This window comes from Tenacibaculum sp. 1B UA (assembly GCF_033978845.1).
In the GTDB taxonomy this organism is placed as follows: Bacteria; Bacteroidota; Bacteroidia; order Flavobacteriales; family Flavobacteriaceae; genus Polaribacter.
Window position 1 is genome coordinate 85758 of record NZ_JAKVUA010000005.1, and the last position, 23208, is coordinate 108965.

General features: G+C 33.0%; 31 protein-coding genes and 1 riboswitch. Of the genes, 27 read left to right on the plus strand and 4 right to left on the minus strand.

From position 1 onward, the window contains the following. Positions 1 to 2 precede the first annotated feature (2 nt). The 15 genes from rpsE (at position 3) to MK851_RS06325 (ending at position 9895) form a co-directional block, all read left to right on the plus strand. Positions 3 to 527 carry a 30S ribosomal protein S5 gene (gene rpsE, locus MK851_RS06255; RefSeq protein ID WP_115900437.1) on the plus strand — a complete coding sequence of 175 codons (525 nt, stop codon included), beginning with the start codon at positions 3 to 5 and terminating at the stop codon, positions 525 to 527. 11 nt (positions 528 to 538) lie between these two features. Further along, entirely contained in the window at positions 539 to 721 is a 183-nt protein-coding gene (gene rpmD, locus MK851_RS06260) for a 50S ribosomal protein L30 (protein ID WP_115900438.1), read from the plus strand. Between the two features lie 12 nt (positions 722 to 733). Continuing rightward, positions 734 to 1183 (plus strand): 50S ribosomal protein L15, encoded by a 450-nt coding sequence (gene rplO, locus MK851_RS06265; protein ID WP_320242405.1) that lies wholly within the window; start codon positions 734 to 736, stop codon positions 1181 to 1183. A gap of 12 nt (positions 1184 to 1195) precedes the next feature. Next, the gene (secY, locus tag MK851_RS06270) at positions 1196 to 2515 is read left to right on the plus strand and encodes a preprotein translocase subunit SecY (RefSeq protein WP_320242516.1); all 1320 of its coding nucleotides are present in this window, start codon (positions 1196 to 1198) and stop codon (positions 2513 to 2515) included. A gap of 1 nt (position 2516) precedes the next feature. After that, on the plus strand, positions 2517 to 2732 hold the full coding sequence (infA, locus tag MK851_RS06275; RefSeq protein WP_024740627.1) for a translation initiation factor IF-1: 216 nt from the start codon (positions 2517 to 2519) through the stop codon (positions 2730 to 2732). Between the two features lie 12 nt (positions 2733 to 2744). Continuing rightward, a complete protein-coding gene (gene ykgO / locus MK851_RS06280) occupies positions 2745 to 2861 on the plus strand; it encodes a type B 50S ribosomal protein L36 (protein WP_010519235.1) in 117 nt (38 codons plus the stop codon). Positions 2862 to 2863: 2 nt separating this feature from the next. Continuing rightward, positions 2864 to 3229 carry a 30S ribosomal protein S13 gene (gene rpsM / locus MK851_RS06285; RefSeq protein WP_115900441.1) on the plus strand — a complete coding sequence of 122 codons (366 nt, stop codon included), beginning with the start codon at positions 2864 to 2866 and terminating at the stop codon, positions 3227 to 3229. A gap of 33 nt (positions 3230 to 3262) precedes the next feature. After that, entirely contained in the window at positions 3263 to 3649 is a 387-nt protein-coding gene (gene rpsK, locus MK851_RS06290; RefSeq protein ID WP_115900442.1) for a 30S ribosomal protein S11, read from the plus strand. Between the two features lie 136 nt (positions 3650 to 3785). Beyond that, positions 3786 to 4391: a 30S ribosomal protein S4 gene (gene rpsD, locus MK851_RS06295; protein WP_320242434.1), complete on the plus strand. Its 606-nt coding sequence runs from the start codon at positions 3786 to 3788 to the stop codon at positions 4389 to 4391. Positions 4392 to 4490: 99 nt separating this feature from the next. Next, positions 4491 to 5483: a DNA-directed RNA polymerase subunit alpha gene (locus MK851_RS06300; protein ID WP_320242436.1), complete on the plus strand. Its 993-nt coding sequence runs from the start codon at positions 4491 to 4493 to the stop codon at positions 5481 to 5483. A 63-nt stretch (positions 5484 to 5546) separates the two neighbouring features. Next, a complete protein-coding gene (gene rplQ, locus MK851_RS06305; protein WP_320242438.1) occupies positions 5547 to 6023 on the plus strand; it encodes a 50S ribosomal protein L17 in 477 nt (158 codons plus the stop codon). Between the two features lie 96 nt (positions 6024 to 6119). Then, positions 6120 to 7229 (plus strand): glutamine-hydrolyzing carbamoyl-phosphate synthase small subunit, encoded by a 1110-nt coding sequence (carA, locus tag MK851_RS06310; RefSeq protein WP_320242440.1) that lies wholly within the window; start codon positions 6120 to 6122, stop codon positions 7227 to 7229. A 107-nt stretch (positions 7230 to 7336) separates the two neighbouring features. Next, positions 7337 to 8626 carry a phosphopyruvate hydratase gene (gene eno, locus MK851_RS06315; RefSeq protein WP_320242442.1) on the plus strand — a complete coding sequence of 430 codons (1290 nt, stop codon included), beginning with the start codon at positions 7337 to 7339 and terminating at the stop codon, positions 8624 to 8626. Positions 8627 to 8754: 128 nt separating this feature from the next. Then, positions 8755 to 9297 carry a hypothetical protein gene (locus MK851_RS06320; RefSeq protein ID WP_320242445.1) on the plus strand — a complete coding sequence of 181 codons (543 nt, stop codon included), beginning with the start codon at positions 8755 to 8757 and terminating at the stop codon, positions 9295 to 9297. Between the two features lie 4 nt (positions 9298 to 9301). Then, complete coding sequence (locus MK851_RS06325; RefSeq protein ID WP_320242447.1) at positions 9302 to 9895, plus strand: hypothetical protein; 594 nt, start codon at positions 9302 to 9304, stop codon at positions 9893 to 9895. 87 nt (positions 9896 to 9982) lie between these two features. Here MK851_RS06325 and MK851_RS06330 read toward each other — a convergent pair whose 3' ends face one another. After that, entirely contained in the window at positions 9983 to 10837 is an 855-nt protein-coding gene (locus MK851_RS06330) for a hypothetical protein (protein WP_303506717.1), read from the minus strand. A 452-nt stretch (positions 10838 to 11289) separates the two neighbouring features. Between MK851_RS06330 and MK851_RS06335 the strand changes: the two genes are divergently transcribed. Together MK851_RS06335 and MK851_RS06340 are read left to right on the plus strand one after the other, a co-directional pair. Beyond that, entirely contained in the window at positions 11290 to 12576 is a 1287-nt protein-coding gene (locus MK851_RS06335) for a citrate synthase (RefSeq protein WP_320242450.1), read from the plus strand. 63 nt (positions 12577 to 12639) lie between these two features. Beyond that, positions 12640 to 13593, plus strand: coding sequence for an arginase (locus MK851_RS06340; protein WP_320242452.1), 954 nt, complete (start codon positions 12640 to 12642; stop codon positions 13591 to 13593). A gap of 90 nt (positions 13594 to 13683) precedes the next feature. Here the strand turns inward: MK851_RS06340 and MK851_RS06345 are convergent, their stop codons facing one another. The 3 genes from MK851_RS06345 to MK851_RS06355 are packed head-to-tail and all read right to left on the minus strand — an operon-like array spanning position 13684 to position 14443. Further along, positions 13684 to 13932 (minus strand): hypothetical protein, encoded by a 249-nt coding sequence (locus MK851_RS06345; protein WP_320242454.1) that lies wholly within the window; start codon positions 13930 to 13932, stop codon positions 13684 to 13686. A 3-nt stretch (positions 13933 to 13935) separates the two neighbouring features. Then, positions 13936 to 14142, minus strand: coding sequence for a hypothetical protein (locus tag MK851_RS06350; protein WP_320242456.1), 207 nt, complete (start codon positions 14140 to 14142; stop codon positions 13936 to 13938). 16 nt (positions 14143 to 14158) lie between these two features. After that, positions 14159 to 14443 (minus strand): hypothetical protein, encoded by a 285-nt coding sequence (locus MK851_RS06355; protein WP_320242458.1) that lies wholly within the window; start codon positions 14441 to 14443, stop codon positions 14159 to 14161. 237 nt (positions 14444 to 14680) lie between these two features. Next, a riboswitch (TPP riboswitch) is annotated at positions 14681 to 14775 on the plus strand. A 74-nt stretch (positions 14776 to 14849) separates the two neighbouring features. Between MK851_RS06355 and thiS the strand changes: the two genes are divergently transcribed. From thiS to MK851_RS06405, 10 genes are all read left to right on the plus strand, one after another. Then, the gene (thiS, locus tag MK851_RS06360) at positions 14850 to 15050 is read left to right on the plus strand and encodes a sulfur carrier protein ThiS (RefSeq protein ID WP_303506708.1); all 201 of its coding nucleotides are present in this window, start codon (positions 14850 to 14852) and stop codon (positions 15048 to 15050) included. Positions 15051 to 15097: 47 nt separating this feature from the next. Beyond that, positions 15098 to 16957, plus strand: coding sequence for a phosphomethylpyrimidine synthase ThiC (gene thiC / locus MK851_RS06365; RefSeq protein WP_320242460.1), 1860 nt, complete (start codon positions 15098 to 15100; stop codon positions 16955 to 16957). 73 nt (positions 16958 to 17030) lie between these two features. Further along, a complete protein-coding gene (locus MK851_RS06370) occupies positions 17031 to 17630 on the plus strand; it encodes a thiamine phosphate synthase (RefSeq protein ID WP_320242462.1) in 600 nt (199 codons plus the stop codon). A 187-nt stretch (positions 17631 to 17817) separates the two neighbouring features. Further along, positions 17818 to 18600: a hydroxymethylpyrimidine/phosphomethylpyrimidine kinase gene (locus MK851_RS06375; RefSeq protein ID WP_320242464.1), complete on the plus strand. Its 783-nt coding sequence runs from the start codon at positions 17818 to 17820 to the stop codon at positions 18598 to 18600. Positions 18601 to 18656: 56 nt separating this feature from the next. Then, a complete protein-coding gene (locus tag MK851_RS06380) occupies positions 18657 to 19019 on the plus strand; it encodes a four helix bundle protein (protein WP_303506699.1) in 363 nt (120 codons plus the stop codon). Positions 19020 to 19083: 64 nt separating this feature from the next. Beyond that, positions 19084 to 19734 carry a thiamine phosphate synthase gene (gene thiE, locus MK851_RS06385; RefSeq protein WP_320242467.1) on the plus strand — a complete coding sequence of 217 codons (651 nt, stop codon included), beginning with the start codon at positions 19084 to 19086 and terminating at the stop codon, positions 19732 to 19734. Positions 19735 to 19739: 5 nt separating this feature from the next. Further along, positions 19740 to 20510 (plus strand): thiazole synthase, encoded by a 771-nt coding sequence (locus MK851_RS06390; RefSeq protein WP_320242469.1) that lies wholly within the window; start codon positions 19740 to 19742, stop codon positions 20508 to 20510. 40 nt (positions 20511 to 20550) lie between these two features. Further along, on the plus strand, positions 20551 to 21732 hold the full coding sequence (gene thiH, locus MK851_RS06395; RefSeq protein WP_320242471.1) for a 2-iminoacetate synthase ThiH: 1182 nt from the start codon (positions 20551 to 20553) through the stop codon (positions 21730 to 21732). Between the two features lie 11 nt (positions 21733 to 21743). Beyond that, complete coding sequence (locus tag MK851_RS06400; RefSeq protein WP_320242473.1) at positions 21744 to 22082, plus strand: hypothetical protein; 339 nt, start codon at positions 21744 to 21746, stop codon at positions 22080 to 22082. Positions 22083 to 22114: 32 nt separating this feature from the next. Continuing rightward, complete coding sequence (locus MK851_RS06405) at positions 22115 to 23164, plus strand: HesA/MoeB/ThiF family protein (protein ID WP_320242475.1); 1050 nt, start codon at positions 22115 to 22117, stop codon at positions 23162 to 23164. The last annotated feature ends 44 nt before the right edge of the window (positions 23165 to 23208 follow it).

The following is a 23208-nucleotide window of genomic DNA, read 5'->3' on the forward strand; positions in this document are numbered from 1 at the left end:
ATATTATGTTAGGATATAAAAACGTAGAAAGAGTAAAACCAAGCGGATTAGAGCTTGTAGATAAATTAGTAGGTGTACAACGTGTTACCAAAGTAACTAAAGGAGGTAGAGCATTTGGTTTCTCTGCAATCGTAGTGGTAGGAGATGGTAACGGAGTTGTAGGTCATGGATTAGGAAAGTCTAAAGATGTTTCTTCTGCAATTGCAAAAGCAGTAGAAGACGCAAAGAAAAATTTAGTACGTATCCCTATTTTAGAAGGAACATTACCACACGAGCAAAAAGGTAAATTTGGTGGGGCGAAAGTATTCGTTAAGCCTGCTTCACACGGTACCGGGGTTATTGCCGGGGGTGCTGTACGTTTAGTATTAGAAGCTGTTGGTATTAAAGATGTATTATCAAAATCTCAAGGGTCATCAAATCCTCATAACGTAGTAAAAGCAACTTTTGATGCTTTATTACAATTACGTAGTGCGGCAACTATTGCTAAGCAAAGAGGTATATCTTTAGAGAAAGTTTTTAACGGTTAAAATTTAAGACGATGAGTAAAATTAGAGTTACACAAGTAAAAAGTCAAATCGGTCGCCTTAAAAATCAAAAAAGAACGTTAGAGGCGTTAGGTTTACGTAAAATGAACCAAACTGTAGAACATGATGCATCAGCTACAATTTTGGGTATGGTAAGTAAAGTTTCACACTTAGTTTCTGTTGAAGAAATTAAATAAGACAATATAAAGATGAGTTTACACAACTTAAAACCAGCAGCAGGATCTACAAAAAGCGGTAAAAGAATCGCTCGTGGAGAAGGTTCTGGTCACGGAGGTACCTCTACAAGAGGACATAAAGGAGCTAAATCTCGTTCTGGTTATTCTCGTAAAATAGGATTTGAAGGAGGGCAAATGCCACTTCAAAGACGTGTACCTAAATTTGGTTTCACTAACATTAATCGTAAAGAATATGTTGGTGTAAATTTAGACAAGTTACAATCATTAGTAGATAACGGAAAGATAACAGATACAGTAAATTTAGACATTTTAGTAGAAAACAGATTAGCTCGTAAAAATGACTTAGTTAAAATATTAGGTGATGGAGAGTTAAAAGCTAAATTAAATATAACTGTACATAAATTTACAGCATCAGCTAAAGCGGCTATTGAAGCAGCAGGAGGTGAAGCAGTAACATTATAAGAATTGTAAATGATGAATTTTATAAATACTTTAAAAGACATTTGGAAGATTGAAGAGTTAAAAGAGAAATTACTTTTAACCTTAGGTTTAATCGCTGTTTACCGTTTTATGGCAGCAGTTCCATTACCAGGAATTGATCCTACTCAGTTATCAGCATTAAAAGACAGTACTGACAGTGGACTTTTAGGTTTATTAAACGCATTTACAGGAGGGGCATTTGCTAGAGCGTCAGTAATGGCACTTGGTATAATGCCTTATATTTCTGCATCAATTGTAGTTCAGTTAATGGGTATTGCGGTACCATATTTACAGAAATTACAAAAAGATGGAGAAAGTGGACGTAAGAAGATTACGCAAATAACAAGATGGCTTACTATTGCTATTACATTATTTCAAGCACCAACCTATATTGGAGTAATTCAAAATCAAATGGGTTTACCGCAAGAAGCATTTTTAGTAACAGGAGCAACATTTTGGATATCATCTATCATTCTTTTAAGTGCAGGAACAATTTTTGCAATGTGGTTAGGAGAGCGTATTACTGATAAAGGAGTTGGTAATGGAATATCATTATTAATTACCGTTGGTATTATCGCAAACTTCCCAGCAGCATTTATACAAGAGTTAGTTTCTAAGCAAACTGCAGGTGCTGGAGGAATTATGATGATTTTAATCGAATTAATAGTTTGGTTTGTAGTAATCTTGTTAACCGTATTATTAGTTACAGCAGTACGTAAAGTAGCCGTTCAATACGCACGTCGTACAGCAGTTACAAACATTAAAGATGTTGATGGCGCAAGACAGTACATTCCATTAAAATTGAATGCAGCTGGAGTAATGCCAATTATTTTTGCACAAGCTATTATGTTTTTACCAATAGCACTAGGGCAAAAGTACCCAGCATTAAACAGTTTAACTGATATTAACGGTTTATGGTATAACGTTATATTTGCATTATTAATTATTATCTTTAGTTACTTCTACACTGCTATTACTATTCCAACGAATAAAATGGCAGAAGACTTAAAGAGAAGTAATGGTTTTGTTCCTGGATATAAACCAGGTGAAGAAACTGCTAACTTTTTAGATTCAGTATTGTCGAGAATCACATTACCAGGGTCTATATTTTTAGCAGCTTTATCTATTTTACCAGCAATTATTGTAAAGTTTGGAGTTACTCAAAACTGGGCAATGTTTTATGGAGGAACATCATTAATCATTATGGTAGGGGTTGCAATCGACACGATACAGCAAATAAACTCGTATTTATTAAACAGTCGTTATGATGGTTTAATGAAAACAGGTAACAGTAACAGAAAATCATTAAAATAATATGGCTAAGCAACCAGCAATTCAACAAGACGGAACAATTACTGAAGCATTATCAAATGCAATGTTTCGAGTAGAATTAGAAAACGGACATATTGTTACGGCACACATTTCAGGAAAAATGCGTATGCATTACATTAAATTATTACCTGGTGATAAAGTGAAGTTAGAAATGAGTCCGTATGATTTATCAAAGGCAAGAATTACTTACAGATATTAAAAACACACACTGATGAAAGTAAGAGCATCAATTAAGAAAAGAAGTGCCGACTGCAAAATTGTACGCAGAAAAGGCAGATTATATGTAATTAACAAAAAGAATCCTAGATTTAAACAAAGACAAGGGTAGTTATGGCAAGAATCGCAGGTATAGATATTCCAAAGAATAAAAGAGGTGTTATCGCTTTAACTTACATCTTTGGTATAGGAAAAAGTAGAGCTAAAGAAGTTTTAGCTGCTGCTAATATAGATGAGAGTATCAAAGTTCAAGATTGGACTGATGATCAAATTGCGGCAATTCGTGAGCAAGTAGGAGCTTTCACTATTGAAGGTGAGTTACGTTCTGAAGTTCAATTAAGCATTAAGCGTTTAATGGACATCGGATGTCAAAGAGGTATTCGTCACAGACTTGGTTTACCATTAAGAGGTCAAAGAACGAAGAATAACTCTCGTACTAGAAAAGGTAAGAGAAAAACTGTAGCTAACAAGAAAAAATAATCATTGATTATTTTTTACTAATAGTAAAGAATCATGGCAAAGTCGAAAGTAACAAAAAAACGTAAAGTTGTAATAGAATCAGTTGGTGAAGCTCACGTAACTGCATCGTTCAACAATATTATTATTTCTTTAACAAACAAAAAAGGTGACGTTATTTCTTGGTCATCTGCAGGTAAAATGGGTTTCAGAGGTTCTAAAAAGAACACTCCTTACGCAGCTCAGTTAGCAGCAGAAGATTGTGCTAACGTTGCTAAAGAGGCAGGTTTACGTAAAGTAAAGGTGTATGTTAAAGGACCAGGTAATGGTAGAGAATCTGCAATCAGATCTATCCACAATACAGGTATCGAGGTAACAGAAATTATTGATGTTACTCCAATTCCTCACAATGGATGTCGTCCACCAAAAAGACGTAGAGTATAAGTTGAATTAATTTTCAACTTATATTTTATTTAAGTGTACTATTGTGCACAAAAAATAAATATTTTAACAACAGTAGGATATACAGATTATCGAAGGAGTAAGCCTTAATTCATAATCCCTACTAAATTAATTAGAAATGGCAAGATATACAGGACCAAAAACTAAAATTGCTCGTAAGTTTGGCGAAGCAATCTTCGGAGACGATAAAAACTTCGAAAAAAGAAATTACCCTCCAGGACAACATGGTGTAGGTAAACGTAGAGGAAAAAAATCTGAATATGCTATCCAGTTAATGGAAAAGCAGAAAGCTAAATATATGTATGGTATATTAGAGCGTCAGTTCCGTAATTTGTTTAAAAAAGCATCATCTTCTCAAGGAGTTACAGGTGAAATTTTATTACAATTATGTGAGTCTCGTTTAGATAATGTTGTTTACCGTTTAGGTATTTCACCATCTCGTAGTGGAGCTCGTCAATTAGTTTCTCACCGTCACATTACAGTAAATGGTGAGATTGTAAACATTCCATCTTACAGTTTAAGAGAAGGAGATGTTATTGCGGTTAGAGAGAAATCTAAATCTTTAGAAGCTATTGAAAATTCATTAGCATCTAACAGCAATGTTTATGAGTGGTTATCTTGGAATGCTGATCAAAAATCTGGAACATTTGTAAAAGTACCAGAAAGGTTACAAATTCCTGAGAATATCAAAGAGCAGTTAATCGTAGAATTATACTCTAAGTAATAAATTAATCATATTGGTGTTCAGCCAAAGGGTTTGTTTGTATTTCTTCACACTTATAAATCGCGCAACTGAATAACAATTAAAACGAAGAAAAAAAATATGGCAATTTTAAATTTTCAAAAGCCTGATAAAGTAATAATGATTGAATCTACTGATTTTTCAGGAAGATTCGAATTCAGACCTCTTGAACCAGGTTTTGGATTAACAGTTGGTAACGCTTTAAGAAGAGTATTATTATCTTCTCTTGAAGGATTTGCCATTACATCATTACGTGTTGACGGAGTTGATCATGAATTTTCAACAATTCAAGGTGTTGTAGAAGATTTAACTGAAATTATCTTAAACTTAAAACAAGTGCGTTTTAAGAAGCAGATTGAAGAATCTGATAGAGAAACAGTTTCTATAGCAATATCAGGACAAGAGCAATTAACAGCTGGTGATTTACAAAAGTTTATCTCAGGTTTTCAAGTACTAAATCCAGATTTAGTAATTTGTAACATGGATAAATCAGTAACGTTAAATGCTGAAATTACCATTGAAAAAGGTAGAGGTTTTGTACCAGCAGAAGAAAACAAAAGAGCTGGTGCTCCTTTAGGAACTATTTTTACAGATTCTATTTACACTCCAATAAAGAATGTAAAGTATGCTGTTGAAAATTTCCGTGTAGAACAAAAGACCGATTACGAAAAATTAGTTTTCGATATTGATACTGATGGATCTATCAATCCTAAAGATGCCTTAACAGAAGCAGCTAAGATTTTAATCCACCACTTTATGTTATTCTCTGATGAGCGTATCACTTTAGAGGCAGATGAAATCGCACAAACTGAAACATATGATGAAGAGTCATTGCATATGCGTCAGTTATTAAAGACGAAATTAGTTGATATGGATTTATCAGTTCGTGCTTTAAACTGTTTAAAAGCTGCAGAAGTAGATACTTTAGGAGACTTAGTATCATTTAACAAAAGCGATTTAATGAAGTTCAGAAACTTTGGTAAAAAATCATTAACTGAATTAGATGAGTTAGTGGCTAACAAAGGTTTAAATTTCGGAATGGATTTAAGCAAATACAAATTAGATAAAGATTAACCTTTCATATTTTGCTCCCCTAAACTAGGGTTAGTAGCAAGATGAAAGCTAAAACCAAATGTCATGAGACACGGAAAGAAATTTAATCATTTAGGAAGAAAAACAGCGCACAGAAAAGCGATGTTATCTAACATGGCTTGTTCTTTAATAGAGCATAAGCGTATCAATACTACTGAAGCTAAAGCTAAAGCTTTACGTAAGTTTGTAGAGCCTTTAATTACAAAATCTAAAGACGATACAACTCACAACCGTCGTACAGTATTTAGTTATTTACGTAGTAAGGAAGCTGTAACAGAATTATTCAAAGAAATTTCTGTAAAAGTAGCAGACAGACCAGGAGGATACGTACGTATCATCAAATTAGGAAACCGTCAAGGAGATAACGCTTCTATGGCAATGGTAGAATTAGTTGATTATAACGAATTATACGATCCAAAAGGAAACAAAGCTAAAAAGACTACTCGTCGTAGCCGTCGTGGTGGAGCGAAGAAGACTGAAGGAGCTGCTGTTGAAACTAAAACTTCACAAGAAGAAGAATAAAAATGAAAATTTTTATAAATTATATCAAAGGGATAAACATTTAATGTTTGTCCCTTTTTTTATATATTTTTGCAAACAAATTACACAACACACTAAATGAAATATCAAACACGTAAAAAAGCATTAGTTCTATTAGCAGACGGAACTATTTTCTACGGGAAATCTATTGGAATAGAAGGAACCGCAACAGGAGAAATTTGTTTTAATACAGGTATGACTGGATACCAAGAGATTTTTACAGATCCTTCTTACTTTGGACAATTAATGGTAACTACCAATGCACATATTGGTAATTATGGAGTTAATAATGAAGAAATAGAGTCTGAAGGAATTAAAATTTCAGGATTAATTTGTCGTAACTTCAGTTTTACACACTCTCGCGTAGATTCTGATGGAAACTTATTTGATTGGTTCGAGAAGCATAATTTAGTAGCCATTTCAGATGTTGATACACGTGCGTTAGTATCTTATATTAGAGATAATGGAGCCATGAATGCTATCATTTCTACAGAAGTAGATAAAATTGACGAATTAAAAAAGCAATTAGCTGATACACCTAACATGGAAGGATTAGAGTTAGCTTCAAAGGTATCAACCAAAGAACCTTATTTTGTTGGTGATGAAAATGCCTCAATTAAGATATCAGCATTAGATATTGGTATTAAGAAAAACATTTTAAGAAATTTAGCAAAAAGAGGTGCTTATGTTAAAGTATATCCATACAATGCTAGTTTTGAACAAATGAGTGAATTTAATCCAGATGGGTATTTTATTTCTAACGGACCTGGAGATCCAGAACCATTAGAAGAAGCTCAAAATACAGCAAAAGAAATTATTGAGAAAGATTTACCATTATTTGGAATCTGTTTAGGGCACCAAGTAATTGCATTAGCCAATGGAATTTCTACTTATAAAATGCACAATGGTCATAGAGGTATTAATCACCCTGTAAAAAACTTATTGACAGGAAAAGGAGAGATAACTTCTCAAAATCATGGTTTTGCTATTAATAGAGAAGAAACAGAAGCGCATCCTGATGTAGAAATTACACATGTACACTTGAACGACAATACAGTGGCAGGTATCAGAATGAAAACAAAAAATGTATTTTCTGTTCAGTATCATCCAGAAGCCAGTCCTGGTCCACACGATGCAGAATACTTATTTGACGAGTTTATCGAAAACATCAAAAAAGTAAAAGCTTAAATAAATAAAAATATAGAGATTCTCGTAGACTAAAATTCACGGGAATCTATAATGAAAATAAATTACAGATCACTCTTGGCATTGTTCAAGAGAAAAAAATAAACACTATGAGTATTATCATCAACATTCACGCACGTCAAATTTTTGATTCAAGGGGTAATCCAACAGTAGAAGTAGATGTAACTACTGAAAACGGAATCATAGGTAGAGCAGCAGTACCATCAGGAGCCTCTACAGGAGAACATGAAGCTGTTGAGTTACGCGATGGGGGAAATGATTATATGGGTAAAGGAGTGTTAAAAGCAGTTGAAAATGTAAACACTGCTATAGCGCAAGAATTATTAGGAGTATCAGTTTTTGAGCAAAACATGATTGATCAACTAATGATTGATTTAGATGGAACTCCAAATAAATCAAAACTAGGAGCCAATGCCATTTTGGGAGTTTCTTTAGCAGCAGCGAAAGCAGCAGCAAATGAGTTGGGTTTACCATTATATCGCTATGTAGGTGGAGTATCAGCAAATACGTTACCAGTTCCAATGATGAATATCATAAATGGGGGTTCACATTCAGATGCACCAATCGCATTTCAGGAGTTTATGGTTATGCCAATTAAAGCCCAAAATTTTACTGAAGCAATGCAAGTAGGTTCTGAAATCTTTCATAACTTAAAGAAAGTACTACACGATCGTAATTTATCTACAGCAGTAGGAGATGAAGGAGGGTTTGCACCAACATTAGAAGGAACAGAGGATGCTATTGAAACAATTGCTTTGGCAACTAAAAATGCTGGATATAAATTCGGAGACGAAATTATGATAGCGTTAGATTGTGCTTCCGCTGAATTTTATGTAGACGGTAAATATGATTATACTAAATTTGAAGGAGCAAAAGGTAAAGTTCGTACTAGCCAAGAACAAGCAGACTACTTAGCAGAGTTATGCGAAAAATACCCTATTATTTCTATTGAAGATGGAATGGACGAAAATGATTGGGATGGATGGAAATACTTAACAGAAAAAGTAGGAGATAGAGTTCAGTTAGTAGGAGACGACTTATTTGTAACTAATGTAGAGCGTTTATCAAAAGGAATTGAGAATGGAATAGCAAATTCAATTTTAATAAAGGTAAACCAAATTGGTACATTAACAGAAACAATTGCAGCTGTGAATATGGCACATAATGCAGGGTATACTTCTGTGATGAGTCACCGTTCAGGAGAAACAGAAGATAATACCATTGCAGATTTAGCGGTAGCATTAAACTGTGGGCAAATTAAAACAGGTTCAGCTTCACGTTCAGATCGTATGGCAAAATACAATCAATTATTACGTATTGAAGAACAATTGGTTGATGTAGCTTACTATCCACAAGAAAAAGCGTTTAAAATAAAATAATTTATTTTAATGGAGTCTTTAAAGCTTGCACATACATGTGCAAGCTTTTTTTAGTTATTACTATTTTTTTTTAAAAAAAAAGTAGGGTAATGTCCTTTTATTCTGTTATTTAATTATAAAAATTAACTATGAAAAGAACAATGCTATTTATCAGTAGCTTAATAACTATGACATTATTTTCTCAAGAAAAACTAACGCAGCGTGTTTGGAGAGTAAATTTTTTAAACCCAGGAATTGAATATGAAATGCCTATTGGAAATAACTCAACCCTTTCTATAGGGGTAGGAATAGGATATAGTGGAAGTTATCCACACTCTTCAGCTTCTGATGTAGATACAGGGTTAGTATATGCCATAAACCCTTTTTTAGACGTGCAACAGAGATGGTTTTATAATTTTGATAAACGTAAAACTAAAGGTTTGAATATAACCAACAATTCAGCAAATTTTATATCAGCTCGTATTTTAACAAGAGGTAAAACTCTTTTTGGAGATGATGTAGTAACTGATAATTTAGATTTTGCTGTCGGACCTACTTGGGGTATCCAACGTAAATACGGTAAAAACTTTCACTTATTATTTGATATGGGACCTATTTATTATTTTGATGTAAATGGAGGTCATGGTTTTTTCCCCTTAATGTTACAACTAAATTTAGGGTTTGATTTATAGAAATATGAAATACTTATACATATTACTTGCTGTTATTGTAATTACGTCTTGTAATTCGGTAAAATACACTCATTCAGGAGATGTAAATTCACGATTAGATTTCAGAAAAGGAAAGTGGTTGTTAAATGATGTTACCTCTTTTAAAAACATTAGAAAAGATGGTTTAACTGAAATGGCAAATGAACGATTTTCTGAACTTATAGGTAATAGACTTTTGGTGGTTAGCAACATGAAAGGACTATTAATTCCTAGTAATATTTCACCTAGTCTTGATAAATCTATTTTAAAAGATATAAAAAACGGCACAGGTTATGATTACTTTATTGATATTAGAACTAAAAATATATCCAATGAAGTAGGTGTTTTAGGGGCAAGTAATTCTCAAACTGATCCTTCAAAAAACATAGGTGAGGTGGTACTTAGTATCTACGATTTAAATATGTTTAAAATAATATATAGTCAAACAGTAGTTGGTAAATTAGTTGTTTCTGAAAAAGATAATGATTATGCGCTTTCAAAAAACTCAAACCTTATTATTCATAGTGCTTTGAAAAGAATTATGAAGAAGATCAAGAAAAACCAAATCAAGGTTAAGTAGTATAAAAATAAAAAAAACAAAAGCTGTCTTACATGTAAGACAGCCTTTGAAATTCAATTCAATTCGTTTATTTTAGTTGATTATATTTTAATTTAAGTTTAAGAATTCTTCTTCAGAAATTTCTCCTGAAGCAATTTTTTGTAACTCTTCTAAGTGTGCTACAATATGCTCGTGCTGACTTTGTTCGATAGTAGAAGGCTTAACCAATTCTAATTTTAATCTACCACCTTTTACATAATAGTCATAGTAGTAAAAAAAGTTTGAATCAAAGTTTTTGTTAGAATAAGTACCGTTATCCCCTAATAAGTAACCTAACCTAAAAGCAGACCTTCTTTGTGCAGCTGTACCATGAGAACTACCATTAGGACCAGCTAATGTTTGTGAGAAGTTGTAAGCACCCGCTGCAGTATTCCAATCACTAGTATAAGTTCTACGAATAAAATATCCTCCAAACCCATCGGCTTCTAATTCAGTAGCACTAACATGATTACCACTAGGAATAGTGTTGTCTCTAAACTGTACCTGATGTGCCATTTCATGAGCAGCAACGTAAGCAATAGCAACATTACCATAATTTAAAGCACTAGCTAATAACTCTTCTCCCCATACTACGTAACCATTAGAATAAGAAAGAGCATTGAAAGTTCCGTCGCCACCTGCTAAGTATAAAGGTACATTACCCATTCCAAAAAAACTCGCAGCTTCGTTGTGTTCAGTCTTTAAAAAATTAGTAGTAGATTGGTTAACTATATATTCAGCCCAATAAGAATTTGGACCAAAACCATCAACAGTGTAGCACTCAGCATTGTTAATTTCTAACATACTTGGAGAGTTAATCCCCATAGGCGAGTTGTCACTTGTTAAATTGCTTTCTTCTTGGGTGCATTGTACAGTAAAAAAGGATATGCATAATAATGCAATAATAAATTTAAATTTTTTCATTGTGAAAGGGTTTTATGAATTGAATTAATTTTTTCTAAAAATATATGTTTATTGATTATTAATGAAATAATAACAAAAAATTAACATTTTTTTTAATAATGTTATTTAATGTGTGAGGTGTAAAGAAATATCCATTTTGTATTTTAATCTTTTTATCAATAAAAAAATCATATACCTAAAAGAGCACGAGAACTATCATATTAAAATGAGTTTGTAAGGGTGAAAAAATAAAATAATCTAGATAAAACTAATTTTGTAAGGAAAATTCACACCACTTTTTTCTATATAAAACATTGTATCACAGGTAAGGGGGGGGGAGTGTTTTCAAGTTTATTTTAAATAAAATAAATTGATTTTTTTATATTAAAAATCTATTAATAGAGCCTTTTAAAATAATCCAAAAAATGGTATCTTCGCAATTCACTTCAATCATAAAAAATTATAGTTAAAAAATGTCAGATATAGCAAAAATACAAATTGGCGAAAATACGTACGAGTTTCCTTTAGTAAAAGGAACAGAAAATGAAACTGCAATTGATATTAAAGCCTTAAGAGGAGCCATGGGTGGGATTATAACCATTGACCCAGGATACAAGAATACAGGTTCATGCCAAAGTGCTATAACATTTTTAAATGGTGAAGAAGGAGTTTTAAGATACCGTGGATACTCAATTGAAGAATTAGCAGCAAAAGCAGATTTTTTAGAAGTAGCTTATGCGTTAATTTTTGGAGAGTTACCAACTAAAGAGCAATTAGATAAATTTTATGGTGATATCTTAGATGAAGCTATTGTAGATGATGATATCAAAAAAATTATTGATGCTTTTCCAAAGAATGCACATCCGATGGGAGTGTTATCATCGTTAACATCAGCATTAACAGCTTTTAATCCATCTTCTGTAAATGTTGATTCAGAAGAAGATATGTATAAAGCTATTGTTAAAATAATGGGGAAATTCCCAGTATTAGTAGCTTGGACTTTACGTAAGAAACAAGGGTTACCATTAAATTATGGGTCTCGTAAGCTAGGTTATGTTGAAAACATCTTAACGATGATGTTTCAAAAACCAAACGATGAGTATGAGTTAAATCCAATTGTTAAAGATGCATTAGACAAATTATTAATTTTACATGCAGATCATGAGCAGAACTGTTCTACATCTACAGTACGTATCGTAGGATCATCACATGCAGGGTTATTTGCATCGTTATCAGCAGGGATTTCAGCTTTATGGGGCCCTTTGCATGGAGGAGCAAACCAAGCAGTACTTGAAATGTTAGAAGCAATTAAAGAAGATGGAGGAGATACTAAAAAGTATATGGCAAAGGCCAAAGATAAAAACGACCCTTTCCGTTTAATGGGGTTCGGACATCGTGTGTATAAAAACTTCGATCCAAGAGCGAAAATTATTAAAAAAGCTGCTGATGAAGTACTAAATAACTTAGGAGTTGAAGATCCAATCTTAGATATCGCAAAAGGATTAGAGCAAGAAGCATTAAATGATCCATATTTTGTTGAAAGAAAGTTATATCCTAACGTAGATTTCTATTCAGGAATTATTTATAGAGCTATGGGAATTCCTGTAGAAATGTTCACAGTAATGTTTGCCTTAGGACGCTTACCAGGTTGGATTGCTCAATGGAGAGAAATGCGTTTAAACAAAGAACCAATAGGTCGTCCACGTCAAGTTTACGTTGGAGAGAACTTAAGAGATTTCGTAGAGTTAGACAAGAGATAAACTATTTGAAAAGTGTCATTTAAAATAATTAAATGACATTTTTTTTATATAAAATAACTGATGATGAAAGAAATTAAAATTATTAAAAATAGATCAGATATCGGAGCAGGGACTCGTGGTTCTGATATGGGGGTAGATGCAATTGAAATTGCAGCTATAAATCAAAAAAGTAATTACTTTGATTCGTATGATTTTGAAGATGTAATTACAGAGAATGAATCTATTTACAATAAAGTAAATAACTCATTTGCAAAACGAATTGATAGCGTCTTCAATCAATGCAAACGCTTAAGTAATCATGTAAAAGTAAATTTACAAGAAGGGAAGTTTCCAATTGTATTGTCAGGAGACCACTCTTCAGCATTAGGAACAATTAGTGGTGTAAAAGCAGCAAACCCAACTAAAAGAGTTGGAGTAGTTTGGATTGACGCCCATGGAGACTTGCATTCACCTTATACATCACCATCTGGAAATATTCATGGAATGCCTTTGTCAGCTGCTATTTCAGATGACAACTTAGATTGTCAAATTAATGATGTAGATAGGGAAACATCAGAGTTATGGGAGCGAATGAAAAATATAGGAACTTCTGGACAAAAAGTTTTACCAGAAGATATTGTATTCTTTGGAGTTCGTGACACAGAAGAACCTGAGGATAAACAAATGGAAAAATATGGTATTAAAAACTATATGGTAGCAGAAGTTCGTTACCGTGGATTAGATGTTTGTGTGAATGAAGCTTTGGAAAAACTTTCTAACTGTGATGTGATTTATGTGTCGTTTGATGTAGATTCAATGGATTGTGACATGATTTCTTATGGAACAGGAACTCCAGTACCTAAGGGATTTGATCAATACGAAATCATCAATCTTATAAACGGATTATTAGCAAGTAAGAAAGTAGCTTGTTTAGAGTTTGTAGAAGTAAACCCGTTATTAGATTTAAGAGGTAATAAAATGGCCGAAACCGCTTTTGAGGTGCTTGAAGAAGTAACAAAAAAAGTAAAGAGTTTATAAAAAACATACAAGAAATATTTTGAAAGAAAGCGGGCTTTTTAAAGCCCGCTTTCTTTTTTGAATAAAAAACGTTAACGAAAAAGAATATGCTTAATTGTTTTTGTTTATATAATGAACAAACGTTGCTTTAATAGTAAAATCATTAAAGAAACCTTCAACACTTAAAGTACCTTCTTGAAACCCTGGATTTAATGAAATATTTACTTTGGCTTTAATAGGTTTAGGTGCATTAGGTCTTATAGTAATAGTTCCGATAGAATTTGCTTGGATGCTTGTATATCCCGTACTACCATTAAAGTTACCTGTACCAGTAAATTTAAGATTGGTATACGATCCCAATCCTCATAGTGTATTAATCTCTATTTCTCCAACTGCAACTTCCTTGTCAGAGTTGTTACCAGAAAGAGTTAATTCTAAAGTGCCAAATGGTCCGTTGATGGAATACGGGTTTTGAAAAGCATATTTTGCTATAATTCCAACTTCTCCAGAAGCTAATTTTTCTAACTCTTGATTTGACTTAACGTGAGTTTTTTCTATTGTAGTTGCCATAATTTTTAGTTTTTAATTATAAACGGATAATTCCAATAATTCTAGGTTTACCATTAATAGGTTTATAAATTTCTACAATAGCTTCCCAAACTACTTCAGCAGGAGGCATAGAGGCGGTACATTTAAAACGATAGTTAACTCCGTTAACTATTTGGGTAGATACAGCAAAAGGAGTATAGTCAATCCCTAATGGTTTTGGAGTTTCATTCCAAATAACTTTGTCTTCAGAGGTTAAATCTCTGTAAGGAGACCATCCTCCAACTAAATTTTCAGTGTTTTGGTGTAAAGTTTCAGTTTTCATAATAAATAAGGTTAGTTTTACCTACTCATAAGGCTTTTCAGTTTACGGCCTTCTGTTATTAACTCAACAGAAAGAGTCGTTTTTTTAAGAGGGGCTTCTCCACTTAGGTATATAAATTTCATAAAATAAAACAAGAGAAATTGGTTTAATGTTTTGTATGTTAGTTGTTTAGGTGTGAGTGTCGGAAAATGAGGTAGAAAAAGTAAATAAGAAAAAAATAAACATCTATATTTGTTGCGTAAACTTTAGGAGTAGCTAGTTCACTAGTTTGAGAAACATCCTTAGAACCTGATATGGTTAACACCAGCGTAGGGAAAAGTTGTAGTATTGTATGCTAGTATATAAGGTTAATAATAACCACGTTATATTTCTTCTTCTATAGTTTACTTTGAAAAATGTTAATACAATGACAATAAGAGTAAACGAATCTTTAAGAGAATTTTCAAGTACATTAACGTTACAAGAACTAATAAATGAGCTACAGGTTCAAGTGAACGGTATTGCTGTTGCTGTTAACGAGAATGTAATAAAAAAAGAAAATTGGAATTCATATAAACTTAAAGGAAATGATAATGTGTTAATTATTAAATCTACACAAGGAGGATAATTCGAACAATTAACAAACAACAGTATACAAACTAATAGCCTTAAAAAATGAAAAAAAAGGACACAGCACCTAAAAAAAGTGGTATTACAAGACATCCATTTCCTAATTCAAAAAAAATATACGTTCAAGGAAAGGTTTATCCAGAGATAAACGTAGCAATGCGTGAAATCGAATTAAGTGACACGGTGGATTCGATGACAAAAAAAAGAACCCCTAACGAACCCGTAACAGTGTACGACACTTCAGGACCTTATACTGATCCAACTAAAGAAATTAATATTCATAATGGGTTGGAACGTATTCGTGAACAATGGATTTTAGACAGAGGAGATGTAGAGGAATTAACAGAATTTACTTCTGAATATTGTAACGAACGATTGAATGATAAAGGCTTAGATCATTTACGATTCAATTTAAAAAGTAAACCAAAGAGGGCTAAAAAAGGACATAATGTAACACAGCTACATTATGCTAAAAAAGGAATTATTACTCCAGAAATGGAATACATTGCCATTCGTGAAAATCAGCGAATAGATGAAATGACGCGTTTGTCAGAACAACATCAAGGGCAAGATTTTGGAGCGAGTATTCCAGCAAAAATTACTCCAGAGTTTGTAAGAGAAGAAGTAGCTAGAGGTCGTGCAGTAATTCCTTCTAACATAAACCACCCAGAAGCCGAACCTATGATTTTAGGGCGTAATTTCTTAGTGAAAATCAATGCTAATATTGGAAATTCAGCGACAACCTCATCAATAGAAGAAGAGGTTGAAAAAGCAGTATGGGCATGTCGTTGGGGAGCAGATAATATAATGGATTTATCTACAGGGAAAAACATTCATGAAACACGTGAGTGGATTATTCGTAACTCACCTGTACCTGTAGGAACTGTACCTATTTATCAAGCATTGGAAAAAGTAAATGGGATTGCTGAAGACTTAACTTGGGAAATTTTTAGAGATACTCTAATTGAACAAGCAGAGCAGGGAGTAGATTATTTTACGATTCACGCAGGAGTTCGTTTGCGTTACGTACCTATGACGGCTAAACGTATTACAGGGATTGTATCAAGAGGAGGGTCTATTATGGCAAAATGGTGTTTAGCGCACCATAAAGAGAGTTTTTTATATACCCATTTTGAAGAGATTTGTGAAATAATGAAAGCTTATGATGTTGCCTTTTCGTTAGGAGATGGTTTACGCCCAGGTTGTATTGCCGATGCGAATGACGAAGCACAGTTTGCTGAACTAGAAACCTTAGGGGAATTAACAAAAATAGCACGTAAGCATGAAGTACAATGCTTTATAGAAGGTCCAGGTCACGTGCCAATGCACATGATTAAGGCGAATATGGATAAGCAATTGGAAGCCTGTGATGAAGCACCTTTTTATACCTTAGGGCCTTTAACAACTGATATTGCTCCGGGGTACGATCATATTACTTCAGGTATTGGAGCAGCGATGATTGGATGGTTTGGTTGTGCTATGTTGTGTTATGTTACACCGAAAGAACATTTAGGTTTACCAAATAAAGAAGATGTACGTACAGGAGTCGTTACTTATAAATTAGCAGCTCATGCAGCTGATTTAGCAAAAGGACACCCAGGAGCGCAACACAGAGATGACGCGTTGAGTAAAGCACGTTTTGAATTTCGTTGGGAAGACCAATTTAATTTAGGATTAGATCCAGAATTAGCTAGAGAATATCACGATGAGACTTTACCAGCAGAAGGAGCTAAAATTGCACACTTCTGTTCTATGTGTGGACCAAAATTCTGTTCTATGAAAATATCGCAGGAAGTGCGCGACTTTGCAGCTGAAAATAAAGTAGAAGGAGATGAAGTCTTTGCAAAAGGAATGGAAGAAAAATCAAAAGAATTTAAAGACAAGGGTTCAGAAGTTTATCTATAAAATATAAACTTAGAATTATGAATTACGAGTTGACAATTTCTAAATTCGTAATTCATAATTTAAAATTCACTATATGATTGTTTTAATAGCTCCAGAAAAAGATATTCCCAATGAAATTGAAACCCTTCAGCGATTATTTAAAGAAGGATTGGAATATTATCATTTCAGAAAACCAGAGAAGAATTATGAAGAGCATGTGGCTTATTTGAATCAGATAGACGAACAGTATCATGATAGAATAGTTACTCATTATTTTCATGAACTCATTAATGAATTCAAACTAAAAGGAATTCATTTTCAAGAACAAAAAAGAATTGATGCTTTAGAGAATGGAAGTGAATATTTTATAGGATTAAACATGATAGGAAAAACGATGAGTAGCTCTTTTCATGAACCTTCAGTTCTGGCGAATTGCGACATCGAATTTGATTATCATTTATTAAGCCCTATTTTTTCTTCTATATCTAAAAAAGGATATGAAGGAAGAGGTTTTGATGTAAACCATATTGATAAGACTATTATAGGCATGGGAGGAATCAATACAGATACCGTTCAAGAAACCTTAGCATTAGGTTTTCAAGGAATTGGTGTTTTAGGAGGAGTTTGGAATGCAGAAAACCCAGTAGCAAGTTTTAAAAATATTAAGAGTCATTATAAGGAATGTACAGAATAGTCTTTTGATTAAAGTTAGTAGAACTAGATAAAGTCATAGTCAAATCGAGTCATTAAAATCCACCACAAGAAGTGTTAAAAATGAAAAGCTATTTGAACGAAGTGAGTTCTTTTCATTTAACTTCGAGGATGAGATTTTATGAACGAAGAGGTGACAAGACTAGATTTTTTTGTTTCTTTTTTCATCAATGGAAAAAAGAAAGTATAGTAAAAGAATGAAGCGAAAAAATTACATATTAACAATTGCAGGATTTGATCCGTCAAGTGGAGCAGGATTGACTTCGGATATTAAAACTTTTGAGGCACATGGTTTATATGGGGTATCGGTATGTACTGCGGTTACTGTTCAAAATGATGTTGATTTTAAGGAGTGTACTTGGATTGATAGAGAAACAATTATCAATCAAATAAGAATACTTTTTGAACGCTTTGATATTTCTGTAGTCAAAATAGGAATTATTCAATCTTGGGAAGTATTATTAGAGGTTGTTCAAGTGTTAAAAAGTTGTAACCCTACAATAAAAATAGTGCTAGATCCAATATTAAAATCGAGTACTGGATTTGATTTTCATTCCAAAGAAAACTTAAAAGTATTTGAAAAAGTATTGCTGCATTGTGACTTTATAACTCCAAATTATGATGAAATAAAAGCTTTATTTCCTAAAAAAACAATCGAAGAAACCGTTGAGTTTATCACAGAAAGAACCAATATCTATTTAAAAGGAGGTCATAGAGAAGAAAAAAGAGGATGGGATGAAATATACCATAGTAAAATAGTACAACTAAATATTCCACCGATTACAGGTTCGGTTTTTGAAAAACACGGAAGTGGTTGTGTGTTGTCTTCAGCTTTAGCTTCAAATATAGCAAATCAACTTCCTTTAGAAGATGCTTGTAAAAATGCCAAGTATTATACAGAACAATTTTTGAATTCTAATGACTCACTTCTGGGAGAACATTCTTATAAGTAATTGAGTGTTTTAGGAGTTAAGGATTATAGGAGAAATAGTACTGAAAAAATAAGCATATGAATAAAACAACATCATTTGAAGATTTATTGGTTTGGCAAAAAGGACATCAGTTTGTATTAGAAGTGTATAAAATGTCAAAACAATTTCCAAAGGAAGAAGTATATGGTTTAACATCACAATTTAGAAGAGCAGCCATATCAATAACAGCAAACATAGCAGAGGGTTATAAAAGAATTAGTGATAAAGAAAAACTACGGTTTTATAATATAGCGCAAGTATCATTAGAAGAATGTCGTTACTTTTTAATTCTATCTAAAGATTTAGAATATGTGAAAAGTATATCCAAAGAAAAAGGACTACTAGAAGAAGTAAGTAAAATGCTGAATGCATATTGTAGAAGTATTCTAAAAAAATCTTAATATTTGATGTCCTTAATTTCTTAACTCCTAAACTTCTAAAAAAACAGTAACAACTAAAAACAAAATGATAAGTAAATTACATTATATAACGCAAGGGAAAACTTCCGAAGAACATTTAGAAAATATTCAAAGAGCTTGTGCTTCAGGAGCGGAATGGGTGCAACTTAGATTAAAGAATCTGGATCCGAAAACAATTTTAGAAACAGCACAAAAAGCGAGAGAAATTACAAGTCATTTTCAAACACGATTAATTATAAACGACTATTACAAAGTAGCCAAAGAAGTAAATGCAGATGGCGTTCATTTAGGGAAAAAGGATATATGTCCGTTAAAAGCCCGTGAGTATTTAGGTAAATGGTATGCTATTGGAGGAACAGCTAATACTTTAGAAGATTGTAAAATTCTACTAGAAAAAAAAGTAGATTATATCGGTTTAGGACCTTTTCGATTTACAGAAACAAAAAAGAATTTGAGTCCTGTTTTGGGAATTAAAGGTTATAAAATACTACTTGAAAAATTGCAAACCGAAACTCCTATAATAGCTGTTGGTGGAATTACTTTAGAAGATGTTTCTGATATTATTAGCATTGGGATATATGGTGTTGCCGTTTCAGAAGCCGTTACTCAAAATTTCAATTTGATACCGACTTTTCATAAAATTTTAAACGCACCGAGTACCAACGAGCAAGTGTATAAATTAGGTGATAACAACTAGTAAAAATGAACACAAAATTAACGATAGCCGATAAAACGTTTACCTCTCGATTATTTACAGGAACAGGAAAGTTTGGTTCATCAGAATTAATGAGAGATGCTTTATTCGAAAGTGAAAGTGAATTAATAACGGTGGCATTAAAAAGAGTAGATGTGCAGAATGAAGAAGATGATATTTTAACACATTTAAATCACTCTCGAATTAATTTATTACCCAATACATCAGGAGTTAGAACAGCAAAAGAAGCCATTTTTGCTGCTGAATTATCAAGAGAAGCGTTAGAAACAAATTGGGTGAAATTAGAAATACATCCAGATCCAAGATATTTATTACCAGATCCTATAGAGACGTTAAAAGCGGCTGAAGAATTAGTGAAAAAAGGGTTTGTAGTGATGCCTTATATTCATGCTGATCCTGTATTATGCAAACGATTAGAAGAAGTTGGAACCCAATGTGTAATGCCGTTAGGAGCTCCTATTGGAAGTAACAAAGGACTAAAAACGTTGGAGTTTTTAGAAATTATTATAGAACAATCAAATGTGCCAGTAGTGGTAGATGCAGGAATAGGTTCTCCATCGCATGCAGCAAATGCGATGGAACTAGGTGCGGATGCGGTGTTGGTAAATACCGCAATAGCAGTTTCACAAAACCCAGTAGCAATGGCAAGAGCATTTAAAATGGCAGTTGAAGCAGGAAGAATGGCCTATGAAGCAAAACTAGCCCCTGTAAGAAAACAAGCAGAAGCAAGTAGTCCGTTAACCAGTTTTTTAGGTTAGAGCTTTTGACTTTTGCCTTTAGCTTTTTTAAATTGATAGTATGTTACTAAATAAAACAAAGAGTAATACTCAAAAGCTGACAACCAATAGCCAAGAGCTAAAGACTAATAGCTTTAAAACAATATTCAACCAATATAATTGGGATGAAACCTTGCAAAGCATTTTCAATAAAACAACCATTGATGTTGAAAATGCTTTAGCAAAGGACAAACTTGATTTGGAAGATTTTAAAGCGCTCATTTCTCCTGCAGCAAAACCATTTTTAGAGAAAATGGCGCAAAGGAGTCGTATGCTTACCAAAAAACGATTTGGAAACACGATTCAGATGTATGCTCCTATGTATTTGAGTAATGAATGTCAGAATATATGTACGTATTGCGGATTCAGTTTTACAAACAAAATTCCGAGGAGAACTTTAACCGATGCCGAAATACTGAAAGAAGTTACTTTTTTAAAAGGAAAAGGCTACGATCATATTTTGTTAGTTACAGGGGAAGCCAATAAAACGGTTGGTGTTGATTATATAAAAAATGCTATTCAACTTATCCGTTCTCAGTTTTCAAACATTACCATTGAAGTACAACCTTTAGACCAAGATGAATATGAGTTGTTAATTGAAAACGGATTGTACGCCGTATTAGTATATCAAGAAACGTATCATCAAGAAGAATACAAAAAACATCACCCAAAGGGAAAAAAATCTAATTTTGAATATCGTTTAGAAACTCCTGACAGATTAGGAAAAGCAGGAATTCATAAAATTGGTTTAGGAGCTCTATTTGGATTGGAAGACTGGCGTGCCGATAGTTTTTTTACCGCATTGCATTTAAAATATTTACAGAAAACCTACTGGAAAACGAAGTATTCTATTTCTTTTCCAAGGCTTAGGCCACATTCAGGAGGTTTAGAACCTAAGGTTGAAATGACAGATGCAGATTTGGTGCAATTAATCTGTGCTTTTCGTATGTTAGATGAAGATGTTGAATTATCAATGTCAACCCGAGAAAGTGAAGTTTTTAGAAATAATATAGTTAATTTAGGGGCTACCTCAATCAGTGCAGAATCTAAAACAAACCCTGGGGGGTATAGCGTTGAACCACAATCGTTAGAGCAGTTTGAAATTTCAGATGAACGAAGTACCGAAGAAATTGTAGGGATGCTAAAAGGTCAAGGGTTAGAAGTAGTTTGGAAAGATTGGGAAACATTTAATAACAAAATGTAAAAGAATAAAAGATGAAATTATATACAAATTGCCAATCTTGTAAAAAGGATATAGTTATAAAGTCAAGTGCTCAAACTAGGCCTGATTTGCAAATGGAAAAAGGAGAAGAGCTTACAGTAAATTGTTTGAATTGTGGTAAGGTAGAGAAAAAGCATGTAAATGATATAAAAGCAAAATCTAATAGTTTTATATTGTTATTAGGTTTAGTCATTGGAACTATAATGACCAGTATTTTATGGTTCTTTTATGGAGCAATAGCCAGTATAGTATTTGCAATACCTTTAGTATTTTGGCAACAGCAGATGAAAGCAACAAAATCGTTTAACTCATATATGATTAGACGAAAGTAAAAGCTAATCAATAGCCAAAACCCAATAGCCAAATGCTAACAAACGAAGAACAAAAACAATACAACCGTCATCTTATTCTCGATAAAATAGGAGAGAAGGGACAACTCAAACTAAAACAAGCAAAGGTTTTAGTAATTGGAGCTGGTGGATTGGGATGCCCTGTATTACAATATTTAACAGCAGCGGGTGTAGGGATCATTGGAATTATTGACGATGATGTGGTAGATCAAAGTAATTTACAACGTCAGATTTTATATGCGGTAGATGATATAGGAAAATCTAAAGCAGCAACAGCAGCAAGTCGCTTATCAAAATTGAATCCGTTTGTTCAGTTCAATGTATACAGAGAAAAACTAACCAATCAAAATGCAATTTCTTTATTTCAGCAGTACGATGTAATTGTTGATGGGAGCGATAATTTTGCCACACGCTACCTAACAAATGATGCAGCAGTATTAACTCAAACACCTTTGGTATATGGTGCTATTTTTAAGTTTGAAGGGCAGGTAAGTGTGTTCAACTACGAAGGAAGTGCTACGTACCGATGTTTATATCCAACACCACCCAAACCAGAAGAATCTCCGAATTGCTCAGAAATTGGTGTACTAGGTGTTTTACCAGGAATAATAGGAAGTTTACAAGCCAATGAAACTATTAAAATTATTTGTAGAATAGGAGAAGTGTTGGCTAATAAATTATTGATGTATGATACATTAAGCATGCGTCAAATGATATTAAAGTTTGAAAAGACCGATAAGGCTGAGGTTACTGAATTAGAAAAAGATTATGAGTTTTTCTGTGGAATTAAAACAGCCACTCACGAAATAACCTTAGAAGAATTGCAAAACAATCTGTCAATCTATAATTTGTTAGATGTTCGTGAAGATTGGGAACGGGAACAGCAGCATATAGGTGGACAGCACATTCCTTTAGGAGAACTTGCCCATCGATATGATGAAGTAAATACAGAAAAACCTGTAGTGGTTTATTGTAAATCAGGAATACGTAGCCAACGAGCTATAGATTTTTTAGAACAACAATTTGACACCGTTACTTTTATAAATTTAAGGGAAGGAATGTAAATACTTAGATAAAGGTTGTTATATACCTGTAAACTTCTTTCTTG

What these genes read in the sequence shown, in the direction of transcription:
- MK851_RS06330 (WP_303506717.1), bottom strand. Translation starts at nt 10,837, where the DNA reads ATGAAAAAATTTAAATTTATTATTGCATTATTATGCATATCCTTTTTT.
- MK851_RS06405 (WP_320242475.1), top strand. Translation starts at nt 22,115, where the DNA reads ATGCTAACAAACGAAGAACAAAAACAATACAACCGTCATCTTATTCTC.
- MK851_RS06325 (WP_320242447.1), top strand. Translation starts at nt 9,302, where the DNA reads ATGAAATACTTATACATATTACTTGCTGTTATTGTAATTACGTCTTGT.
- MK851_RS06380 (WP_303506699.1), top strand. Translation starts at nt 18,657, where the DNA reads ATGAATAAAACAACATCATTTGAAGATTTATTGGTTTGGCAAAAAGGA.
- MK851_RS06400 (WP_320242473.1), top strand. Translation starts at nt 21,744, where the DNA reads ATGAAATTATATACAAATTGCCAATCTTGTAAAAAGGATATAGTTATA.
- infA (WP_024740627.1), top strand. Translation starts at nt 2,517, where the DNA reads ATGGCTAAGCAACCAGCAATTCAACAAGACGGAACAATTACTGAAGCA.
- MK851_RS06390 (WP_320242469.1), top strand. Translation starts at nt 19,740, where the DNA reads ATGAACACAAAATTAACGATAGCCGATAAAACGTTTACCTCTCGATTA.
- MK851_RS06355 (WP_320242458.1), bottom strand. Translation starts at nt 14,443, where the DNA reads ATGAAAACTGAAACTTTACACCAAAACACTGAAAATTTAGTTGGAGGA.
- rpsK (WP_115900442.1), top strand. Translation starts at nt 3,263, where the DNA reads ATGGCAAAGTCGAAAGTAACAAAAAAACGTAAAGTTGTAATAGAATCA.
- carA (WP_320242440.1), top strand. Translation starts at nt 6,120, where the DNA reads ATGAAATATCAAACACGTAAAAAAGCATTAGTTCTATTAGCAGACGGA.
- MK851_RS06375 (WP_320242464.1), top strand. Translation starts at nt 17,818, where the DNA reads ATGGAAAAAAGAAAGTATAGTAAAAGAATGAAGCGAAAAAATTACATA.
- thiE (WP_320242467.1), top strand. Translation starts at nt 19,084, where the DNA reads ATGATAAGTAAATTACATTATATAACGCAAGGGAAAACTTCCGAAGAA.
- rpsD (WP_320242434.1), top strand. Translation starts at nt 3,786, where the DNA reads ATGGCAAGATATACAGGACCAAAAACTAAAATTGCTCGTAAGTTTGGC.
- thiC (WP_320242460.1), top strand. Translation starts at nt 15,098, where the DNA reads ATGAAAAAAAAGGACACAGCACCTAAAAAAAGTGGTATTACAAGACAT.
- MK851_RS06320 (WP_320242445.1), top strand. Translation starts at nt 8,755, where the DNA reads ATGAAAAGAACAATGCTATTTATCAGTAGCTTAATAACTATGACATTA.
- rplO (WP_320242405.1), top strand. Translation starts at nt 734, where the DNA reads ATGAGTTTACACAACTTAAAACCAGCAGCAGGATCTACAAAAAGCGGT.
- eno (WP_320242442.1), top strand. Translation starts at nt 7,337, where the DNA reads ATGAGTATTATCATCAACATTCACGCACGTCAAATTTTTGATTCAAGG.
- MK851_RS06350 (WP_320242456.1), bottom strand. Translation starts at nt 14,142, where the DNA reads ATGGCAACTACAATAGAAAAAACTCACGTTAAGTCAAATCAAGAGTTA.
- secY (WP_320242516.1), top strand. Translation starts at nt 1,196, where the DNA reads ATGAATTTTATAAATACTTTAAAAGACATTTGGAAGATTGAAGAGTTA.
- rplQ (WP_320242438.1), top strand. Translation starts at nt 5,547, where the DNA reads ATGAGACACGGAAAGAAATTTAATCATTTAGGAAGAAAAACAGCGCAC.
- thiS (WP_303506708.1), top strand. Translation starts at nt 14,850, where the DNA reads ATGACAATAAGAGTAAACGAATCTTTAAGAGAATTTTCAAGTACATTA.
- ykgO (WP_010519235.1), top strand. Translation starts at nt 2,745, where the DNA reads ATGAAAGTAAGAGCATCAATTAAGAAAAGAAGTGCCGACTGCAAAATT.
- rpmD (WP_115900438.1), top strand. Translation starts at nt 539, where the DNA reads ATGAGTAAAATTAGAGTTACACAAGTAAAAAGTCAAATCGGTCGCCTT.
- rpsM (WP_115900441.1), top strand. Translation starts at nt 2,864, where the DNA reads ATGGCAAGAATCGCAGGTATAGATATTCCAAAGAATAAAAGAGGTGTT.
- thiH (WP_320242471.1), top strand. Translation starts at nt 20,551, where the DNA reads ATGTTACTAAATAAAACAAAGAGTAATACTCAAAAGCTGACAACCAAT.
- MK851_RS06340 (WP_320242452.1), top strand. Translation starts at nt 12,640, where the DNA reads ATGAAAGAAATTAAAATTATTAAAAATAGATCAGATATCGGAGCAGGG.
- MK851_RS06335 (WP_320242450.1), top strand. Translation starts at nt 11,290, where the DNA reads ATGTCAGATATAGCAAAAATACAAATTGGCGAAAATACGTACGAGTTT.
- MK851_RS06370 (WP_320242462.1), top strand. Translation starts at nt 17,031, where the DNA reads ATGATTGTTTTAATAGCTCCAGAAAAAGATATTCCCAATGAAATTGAA.
- MK851_RS06300 (WP_320242436.1), top strand. Translation starts at nt 4,491, where the DNA reads ATGGCAATTTTAAATTTTCAAAAGCCTGATAAAGTAATAATGATTGAA.